The sequence below is a fragment of the Mycobacterium sp. genome, assembly GCF_035653355.1.
Taxonomy (GTDB): domain Bacteria; phylum Actinomycetota; class Actinomycetes; order Mycobacteriales; family Mycobacteriaceae; genus Mycobacterium.
In genome coordinates this window covers 1-9,290 of the sequence record NZ_DASRBZ010000430.1, presented here as the reverse complement: position 1 = coordinate 9,290, position 9,290 = coordinate 1, and the positions used below count along the sequence as shown (strand labels likewise).

6 protein-coding genes and 1 pseudogene are annotated in these 9,290 nt (G+C 66.2%); 4 read left to right on the top strand and 3 right to left on the bottom strand.

Going from position 1 to position 9,290, the window contains the following annotated elements:
• The 3 genes from cobG to VFA16_RS14885 all read left to right on the top strand — a co-directional run.
• Positions 1-937 (top strand): precorrin-3B synthase (gene cobG, locus VFA16_RS14895; protein ID WP_324968560.1); only part of this gene is annotated, 937 nt, incomplete at its 5' end.
• Between the two features lie 17 nt (positions 938-954).
• Complete coding sequence (locus VFA16_RS14890; protein ID WP_324968559.1) at positions 955-1,578, top strand: precorrin-8X methylmutase; 624 nt, start codon at positions 955-957, stop codon at positions 1,576-1,578.
• Positions 1,575-3,047, top strand: coding sequence for a precorrin-2 C(20)-methyltransferase (locus VFA16_RS14885; RefSeq protein WP_324968558.1), 1,473 nt, complete (start codon positions 1,575-1,577; stop codon positions 3,045-3,047). Before VFA16_RS14890 ends, VFA16_RS14885 begins: the two co-directional genes overlap by 4 nt.
• A gap of 65 nt (positions 3,048-3,112) precedes the next feature.
• On the opposite strand, the gene VFA16_RS14880 is transcribed toward VFA16_RS14885, so the two are convergent.
• A complete protein-coding gene (locus VFA16_RS14880) occupies positions 3,113-3,679 on the bottom strand; it encodes a maleylpyruvate isomerase family mycothiol-dependent enzyme (protein WP_324968557.1) in 567 nt (188 codons plus the stop codon).
• Positions 3,680-3,685: 6 nt separating this feature from the next.
• Positions 3,686-6,304, bottom strand: a complete 2,619-nt coding sequence (locus tag VFA16_RS14875) for a helix-turn-helix transcriptional regulator (RefSeq protein ID WP_324968556.1) — start codon at positions 6,302-6,304, stop codon at positions 3,686-3,688.
• A 183-nt stretch (positions 6,305-6,487) separates the two neighbouring features.
• Between VFA16_RS14875 and VFA16_RS14870 the strand changes: the two genes are divergently transcribed.
• A complete protein-coding gene (locus VFA16_RS14870) occupies positions 6,488-7,837 on the top strand; it encodes a 2-polyprenyl-6-methoxyphenol hydroxylase-like oxidoreductase (RefSeq protein WP_324968555.1) in 1,350 nt (449 codons plus the stop codon).
• Between the two features lie 6 nt (positions 7,838-7,843).
• Here the strand turns inward: VFA16_RS14870 and VFA16_RS14865 are convergent.
• Positions 7,844-9,290: pseudogene (locus VFA16_RS14865) on the bottom strand (cyclase); the annotation flags it as partial.

Here is a 9,290-nt window from a genome sequence, read left to right as displayed (position 1 = left end):
GACGGCGCGTGGGAACGTGCAAATCCGCGGTATCACCGATACCGCGGCGGTCGCCCAAGCGCTGGCCGGAGCCCAACTGCTGCCGTCGGCGACGCATGAGCGGGTCCGCAATATCGTCGCGTCACCGTTGTCGGGGCGGGTCGGGGGCCTCACCGACGTACGCGGCTTCGTCGCCGAGCTGGACGAGGCGATTCAGGGTAAACCCACTTTGGCCGCGTTGCCGGGCCGGTTCTGGTTCAGCGTTGACGACGGCCGCGGCGACGTGTCGGGGCTCGCCGCCGATGTGGCTCTACATTTTTCCGACGACGCGGTCGCGCTGCTACTGGCCGGGCGGGACACTGGCGTGCGACTGGCAGCTTCCGAGGGCGTGGCGGCGCTGGTCAGTGTCGCCGAGCGCTTTACCGAGATGCGCGAAAAGGCTTGGCGTGTTGCTGAATTGAGACAACCAGAGGCGCTCTTGCCGGGCATTGAGCTGAGCGACACACCGTTTCATGCGGTCCTTCGGCCCCCGGTTGGATGGATCAAGCAGGACGACGGGAGGATCGCGTTGGGCGCGGCTGTGCCGCTTGGCGTGTTGACCGCTCAAGTCGCCGATTACCTTGCCGCCATCGAGGCGCCGCTGGTCATCACGCCGTGGCGGTCGGTGCTGGTGTGCGATCTCTACGAGGCGACGGCCGACGCGGCGCTGCGGGTGTTGGCGCCGTTGGGGTTGGTGTTCGACGAGAATTCCCCATGGCTTTCCGTCAGCGCCTGCACCGGCAGTCCCGGCTGTGCGCGCTCTGTCGCCGACGTGCGGGCCGACGCTGCACAGTCGCTGAGCACTGCTGCCGGCGGGCACCGGCACTTCGTCGGCTGCGAGCGGGCGTGTGGTAGCCCGCCGGCGGGTGAGGTGCTGGTGGCAACCGGAGACGGCTACCGACTGCTCAGGTCTTCCTGAGGTCTTAAGGTGAGCGGGTGCTCGACTACCTTCGCGATGCCGCCGAGATCTACCGGCAGTCGTTCGCGACCATCCGCGCCGAAGCGGACCTGGCCCGGTTTCCCGTGGACCTCGAGCAGGTGGTGGTCCGGCTGATCCATACCTGCGGCCAGGTCGACCTGGCCGAGCACGTTGCCTACACCGACGACGTCGTCACCCGCACTGGTGCCGCCCTGGCAGGCGGCGCCCCGGTCTTATGCGACTCGTCAATGGTGGCCGCCGGGATTACTTCAGGTCGTCTGCGGGGCAACGAGATTGTGTCACTAGTGGCTGATCCGCGGACCGCTGAGCTGGCCGCTCGCCGGCACACCACGCGCTCGGCAGCCGGGGTAGAACTGTGGGCGGACCGGCTGGCCGGCGCCGTGCTGGCCGTCGGTAATGCGCCCACTGCGCTGTTTCGGTTACTGGAACTGGTGGACGAGGGAGTGCCCGCGCCGGAGGCGGTGCTCGGCGGACCAGTCGGCTTCGTCGGCTCGGCGCAGTCCAAGCAGGAGCTCATCGAGCGCCCGCGCGGGATGTCGTATCTGATAGTGCGGGGTCGCCGCGGCGGTAGCGCGATGGCTGCCGCGGCCGTCAACGCAATCGCGGCGACCATCCAATGACTCAGCGCGGCACGCTCTTCGGTGTCGGGCTGGGGCCCGGCGACCCGGAGTTGGTAACCGTCAAGGCTGCCCGGGTGATCGGCGAGGCCGATGTGGTGGCCTATCACAGTGCGCGGCACGGCCGCAGCATCGCCCGCGGCATCGCCGAACCGTATCTGCGGCCGGGACAGATCGAGGAGCACCTCGTCTACCCGGTGACCACCGAGGGCACGAATCACCCCGGCGGCTATGCCGGCGCGCTGGAGGATTTCTATTTTGAGGCAACGCAGCGGATCGCCACGCACCTTCATGCCGGACGGAATGTGGCGCTGCTGGCCGAGGGCGATCCGCTGTTCTACAGCTCCTACATGCATCTACACACGCGGCTGACAAAGCGGTTCAATGCGGTCATCGTGCCGGGTGTGACGTCGGTCAGCGCGGCTTCCGCGGCGATCGGGACACCGCTGGTCGCCGGTGATCAGGTGCTGTCGGTGCTGCCGGGCACTCTCGGTGTCGCCGAGCTGTCCCGCCGGCTGGCCGACTCCGACGCCGCCGTGGTTCTCAAACTCGGACGCTCATATCCCGCTGTGCGCGAAGCTCTTTCGTTATCCGGCCGGCTCGACGACGCCTTCTATGTGGAGCGAGCCAGCACCACCGGGCAGCGGGTGCTGGCCGCCGCCGACGTCGACCAGGACACCGTGCCGTATTTTTCGCTGGCGCTACTGCCCGGCGGTCGCTGTCGCGAACCGCAGGCCGGCGCCGTCGCGGTGGTGGGACTGGGTCCCGGACACAGCGACTGGATGACGCCGGAAAGCCGCCGGGAACTGGCCGCCGCCACGGACCTGATCGGTTATGGCCCGTACCTGGATCGCATCCCGGCCCACAACGGTCAACGTCGTCATCCCAGCGACAACACCGACGAAGTGGCACGCGCCCAGCTCGCCTGTGCGCTGGCCGAGCAGGGCCGCACGGTAGCCGTGGTGTCCTCCGGTGATCCCGGGGTGTTCGCGATGGCCACCGCGGTGCTTGAGGAGGCCAAGCAGTGGCCCGGTGTTCAAGTCCGGGTCATTCCGGCGATGACCGCCGCGCAGGCGGTCGCCAGCCGGGTCGGCGCGCCGCTGGGTCATGACTATGCGGTGCTCTCGTTGTCCGACCGGCTCAAACCGTGGGACGTCATCGCGGCCCGGTTGTCCGCCGCGGCTGCCGCCGACATGGTGCTGGCGATCTACAACCCGGCGTCGAAGACGCGCACGTGGCAGGTCGCCGCCATGCGCGATCTGCTGCTGGCCCATCGCGACCCCGGCACACCGGTGGTGATCGGTCGCGACGTTTCCCGCCCGGGCGAGCAGGTCACGGTGGTGCGGCTGGCCGACCTGGATCCGGCGGAGGTCGACATGCGCTGCCTGCTGATCGTCGGCTCGTCGCAAACCCAGTGGTACTCGGCGGATTCCGCCGACCGGGTGTTCACCCCGCGGCGCTACCCGTCATGACTCGCTGAGTGGCCACTTATAGCACGCTTTTCGCGAATTGGCGTGTCGTAACTGGCCTTTCGCGCTCAGGGCCAGGCCGGATCACGGCCGAGGCGTGCGAGCAGCTTCGACTGAATGTCGGCGTCGTCGTCCACGGCGATCGGAGCCGCGAACATCCCGGATCTGCTGAGGGCCTCAGGATCCTTGGGCAGTTGGTCGAAAAACAATGCACACCAATCGGGATCAAGCCGGTCATCGGCTCCCACCGCGCGAGCCAAGTCCCAGGTGTGTACCAATACGTCTTGGGTGAGCCGTGGCACCAGCGTCGTCAGCTCGCGGCGGGCGGGCGGATTGTTCCCGACGGACGGCACCTCAACGACCCGTTGGAGCAGATCGCCGCGATCGAATGCCACGCACAGCCGGTCGAAGGTCAACTGCCAGCGTCGGCGGGGGTCCTCGCGCGGACGCTCCGGCTTTAATCCGAAGGGCCGCAAGAGCAGCGCGTCGTGAAATCCGATCACATGCTCCACAACGTCGCGGGCATTCCAGCCCTCACACGGCGACAGCTGATCCCATTTTCCGTCGGCCGCCCGGACAGCATCACCAAAGCGCCGGCACACCGTCAAGTGCAACTCTGCGACGTCAACGTCCATCGTCTGTCAGCGGTCGGCCGCGCCGGATCTGATCACCGTACTGAGCTCGTCGCGAGTGTTCACCCCAACGCGCTGGCACGCCCGGTAGAGGTGGCCTTCAACCGTGCGCACCGACATCACCAGCCGCTCGGCGATCTCGCGGTTGGACAAACCGGCAACGGCTAATTCGACCACCTCCCGCTGCCGGCCCTTCAGCGGAAGCCCGACCATGCTGTGCAACGCCGGTGTGCAAAGCCCGCCGCATTCGTCGGCCAGCTCCCGCGCGATCGCCGCCGCGTAGAGTCCCCGCTGACGCTGCTGTCCGCCGGTGAAGACGGCAGCGGCCTGTGCGGCGGCATCGGCGGCGGCGGCCCGATCACCGATCGCTCGGTATCCCGACGATGCCGTGAGTAGGCCTTCGCCGTCGCCAGTCAGCAACGATCGAGCATGCAGCGCAACGGTTTCCGCAAGCGGAAGCGATAATGCGTCAGCCAGCTCACTAGCTCGATTCACGTCCGACGCGTCACCCCATTGGGCCGCTGCTTGAAGGCACGCAAGCTCATGCGTCGGCTGACCGCGCTGGCGTGCCTCTATGCCCGCCCCATGCGCTGCCGCGATGGCGTCGCTCAGAAGGCCTTTGGCCGCCAAGGTCCAGCCCGTCGCCAAGGACAACGCGGTCTGCATGAACACATAGTCGGGCGGTACGAAACGCTGCGCGTCGGCCAGCGCTTCCTCCGCTGCGGCCACCTGCCCCATTTTGGCGTGCGCTTCGGCCAACCCGAAGCAACTGGCTGGCCGCAAACCGGTTGTTGCGCCATGCTTTTCTACTCCTGCGCGGGCTTCTCGCAGGAGCCCGACGGCATTGCCAACAAAACCTCGCACAAGATCGGCGTGCCCCAACAAGAAAGCCAAGTTGGCGTATGCCAGACCGGGTACATCTCGTGCCGAGTCCGCGATCCGCTGGGCTGACTGCACACACTCGTCGATCCGGCCGGTCAATCGGCAGGCGCGGGCGTGCACGGCGCCGAACCAGAATCGCATCGGCGAGGATTCGAACGCGGTGATTGCTCGGTCGATGGCCCGTTCGGCGACGACGCTCAGGTCGTCGACGTGACCAAGTGCCCCCATTGCCATGACCAGCGCGATCGAGGCCATCATCGCGTGAAAGTCGGAAAGCGTCCGCGAACCAAGTACTGCCCTGGCCTTCTCTTCAGCGGCAAGGCAGCGCGCAGACACCGCATCGACGCAGGCTTCGATGGCGATCCGTGCATCGCGGTCGGATGGTGATTCGGTTGCCGCGGCCAAGTCGTCGAGGATGGCCTCGGCCTCCTTCGGCCGGCCGAGCATCCAGATCAGGTTGGCCGCCCGGATGGTCGACCATCGATGAGTGTCCTCGCGACCGCTCTCAGACACGCCCCGCAGCACGTTCTCGGCTTGTTCCCCTCGGCCAAGGAGCACCAGCGTCATTGCCCGCATCGGCGCCGCGTCGGGTGCACCGCAGGCTGCTGCCGCGGCCGCGAACCGCTCGGCCGAATCGGGGTCTAACAGCATCATTGCGAAGCGCGCCGCCTTCAGGTACAGGTCGGGGTCGGGATCCAAATCGGAGTCGAGCGTCAGCAGGGCCCGGCGCACCGTTGCCCGCATGTCGCGGTCGACGTCTTGGCCCAGTCGTTGCGCCAACCGTCCACGGATCTTCGACAAATAGAGTTCTCCAGCGGTTGCGCGGCGAAGCTCACCGAACAGCGGATGCGCTAGCCGCGCCAGTCGCTCGTTTCCGAGCCGCTCCACCGTGACGAGATGCATTTGCTCAGCGGACTCGATGTCTCGTCGGCGTACCAGATCGCAAAGCAGTTCCACAGCAAGCGGTTCGCACTGCGACAAGGTGTCGACGACGCGTGCCACACCCGGGGTCATCCGACTCAGCTGCCGGCCCAGAATGTCACTGAGGTTCGGCGATACCGCGACATCGCCGTCCCACATCCACACCCCGGCTACCTGCCGCATTCGGCCGGCCTCGATTTGGTCGGCGAGCAGCTGCCGCAAAAACAGCGCGTTGCCGCCCGTTAGCTTCCAGAACCGCTCGGCGGTGCGGGCATCCACCGATCCACCGACGGCGGATTCGATCAGCGAACGCGTTGCCGCGGCCGACAGCGGTCCCAGATGCAGCCGCATCAGCAGCTCGTCCTTCCACAAGGCCGTGACGGCGTCGGGCTCGTCCGCACCGGTTCGCACGGTTACGACAAGTCGCACGCCGCGGGTCGACGCCAATTGGTGCACGACGTGTGCCGACAGTCCGTCAAGGAGATGCGCGTCGTCCACGCCGATCAATACGCGAGCTTGATTTTGTTGGGCGACAAAGGTATTGATCACGCGTCGCACGTTGGGCAACGGGTCCGCGATCGCGTCGGTGAGCAGAGCGGCGAATGCGCCCAGCGGAAGGGGTCGCGCTGACTCGGTGCCGGCAATCCAGTTGATGCAGTCGCCGGTCGCGGCAGCGCGGGCCAGCACCTCTCGAGCGAGCCGGGTCTTACCCACGCCGGCCGCTCCGGCGATGACGACGCCAGAGCAATTGCCAAACCCGCTCAGCGCACGGCGAATAACTTTCAGTTCGCTCTCACGCCCGGTCAGCGGATCGCCGCTGATCACGGGCCGACTATAGCCGTGCATCGGTGCTCGACGTGGCAGTTCAGCAGCGAATCTCGAGTAGTCGACTACGCTATGCCGTCCCGGCCACCGCCATGAGCATGGCTTTCGTCGCCAGACGACTCGACGAAAGCGGGGTGTGCGATGGCCAAGGTTGGGGACCGCGCAGTGGTCTTGGGTGCGAGCATGGCTGGTCTGCTGGCCGCCCGGGCTCTGTCGGACTTCTTCGAGACGGTCACAGTAGTAGAACGCGACATCCTGCCTGACGAACCCGTCAACCGCCGCGGCGTACCGCAGGGGCGTCACTTACATGCTCTGCTGGCGCGGGGAGCGCAGGTACTGGAGGAGCTGCTCCCTGGGATTCTCGACGAGCTGGTCACCGCGGGTGCGCCTTACTTCGACGGCCAGGACCTGTCGAAGCTGCATTTCAACCTTGGCGGTCATCGGGCCATCAACACGGGTTCGGCCGAGGATTTCACTGTCTATCTGACGAGCAGGCCGTTCCTGGAATACCACGTGCGGCGGCGCGTCCGCGCCATCGACAACATCACCTTCCTTGAGGATCAGGATGTCGTGGCCTTGACGTCGACGCCGAGCCACGCCCGCGTCACCGGCGCCAGGGCGATCGACCGCCGCAGCGGACGAGGGGTCACTGTGTCTGCCGATCTGGTCGTCGACGCGACCGGACGCGCCGCCCGCACGCCGCTTTGGCTGGAGAAACTCGGCTACGGCCGCCCGATCGAAGATCAGGTCATGGTCCACCTGGCCTATGCCAGTCAGCTGCTACGGATGCGGCCCGCCGCACTTCACGAGATGGGCGTCGTGGTCGGTGTTGTGCCCGGCCGACCCACCGGGATGGGCTTCCTGCGTTGTGAGCATGACAGGGGGATGCTCACCATGTTCGGGATGGCGGGCCGGGTGCCGCCCTGCCAGCTTTCCGCCATGTGCGACTTTGCCGAGGAATTCGCCCCGCCGCATGTGCTGGCCGCGCTGCGCGACGCCGAACCCATTGGCGATGTGGCGCGACACCGTGTTCCGTCCAGTAGGTGGCGCCGTTATGACAAGATGCGGCGCTTCCCGAGCGGGCTGCTCGTTACGGGTGACGCGATCTGCAGCTTCAACCCGGTTTATGGGCAAGGGATGACCGTGGCCGCGCTCGAAGCGTTAGCGCTGCGCGGCTGTTTGTCCGTCGGCCCAATAGATTTGGCTTCTCAGTTTTTCAGGGCTACCACACGCGCGATCCGCCAGGCCTGGCAACTGGCGGCCGGCGGCGACCTGGCGCTACCTGAAGTTGAGGGCGCGCGACCGCTGGCAACAAGGTTGTTCAATGGGTATGTGGATCGCGTGTTGGCGGCCGCCGAATTCGACGCTGCCGCATTTAATCAGTTCACCAAGGTAACCGCACTCGTCGATCCGCCTAGCCGACTACTGCGCCCTGCCATGTTGTGGCGTGCGGCCTCTGCGAACTACCGTCGACGGCAACTGGGCGAAGTGGTCAGCGAGCCAGCCGATTTGGTTGACCAAGTAGCGATCTAGCGGTCGTCACATCGTCTCAGCCATCGCGATATGGCCTTCGAAGCCAAGCGATGTCGCCATGCTGCGGTAGCGATCGACGAAGTCGCGGTAGGTTTGATTATCACCGCGAGCCCTTGCCAATAACGCACGGAGCCGTAGCAGTGCGACGTCATACAGCACGAACCCGGGTTCGACGGACACGGTCGCCAACCGCTCGATCGCAGTCTGCGCTTCAGCCACGTCGGCGTCGCTGCCGCGTTGCAGCAATGTCTCGACCAGAGCGATCACGGCTGTCGCGAGAAAAATCGTTTCACCGGTGGCGGATTGACGTTCTGCCATTGCGCGCAGGATCTCGATGGCGCCGTCCCGATCGCCGGTGCGTGCCTTCTCCTTGGCACTTACCAGGTCGATCAGTTGCAACCCGGTCGTTAGGAACCGCTTCTCCAACACGGCATCACGGGCCATGGCGAGTAGCGGGAAGCCATCCCTGCCGTCTGGGTCGTCTGATTGAGCCAGGACAAGCCCTCGCAGAAGCCTCGCAGCTGTCAGCGCGTAATTGTCGCCTCGCAGTTCTGCCAATTTCAGCGTCTCGGCGGTGTCCTGCAGCATCGGGGTATCGGAGCGCAGCAGCCCCTGCAGTATCCCGAAGCCGTATATGTAGGTTAGCTCGAGCGCCGCACGCCCACCCGGCTTGACCTCGCGGCACATCGCCGCAGACTTCTCGAGCTCGTCTTTCCAGGCCGGTTGACCACACCATGCATGCGCGACGGCTCGCGCCATCAACGCCAATATCAGCGGTGTCTCGATGATGAGATCGCCCTTATGGGGATCACCGTCGGCCAGATCGATCATGTGCTGCGCCAGCCGCGAGCAATCGGTTACCTCGCCCACACTGAGCTTTGGCGTCAGCGCCGTCCACAGCAGCGCGACCGTCAGCGTAGGGTCACCGATCGACTCCAGCAGAATTGCGAGCTCGGAGGATAGCTGCGACGCTTCGCGATGACGCTCATCGCCGCTGAGTGCGGCGATTTGCCCGGCCATTCCGATGGCCAGTGACACTTTGTCATCAGCCGCGGCGGCCATGCTTCGGAGTTCGTCAAACCCGGTGTCGGCGACGCTCCCGCCGGCTCGCCAGGCGGTTGCACACAGCCGGGCCCGTGGTGCGATCCGCATTGCGGTGCGGCCAGTATCGTCGGCGGGCAGCCGGTCGGCAATCTGGCGTGCTCGCTGCCAACTGGTCCACGCCGCACCGATGTCGCGGTATGCCCGCAGCCACGTGCCGGCGCGCATATGCCAGGCAAACGCACCGTGCAGATCTCCGGCGGCCTCCAGGTGCTCGGCGATCAACGGCCCATTTTCGTCGCTCGGCTCGAGGGCTGCCGCCAGCCGCCGGTGCAGATGGGCACGCTCCGACTTCAGCTGAGACTCGTAGGCCACCGCACGGATCAGCGGATGGCGGAATGCATATTCGGTG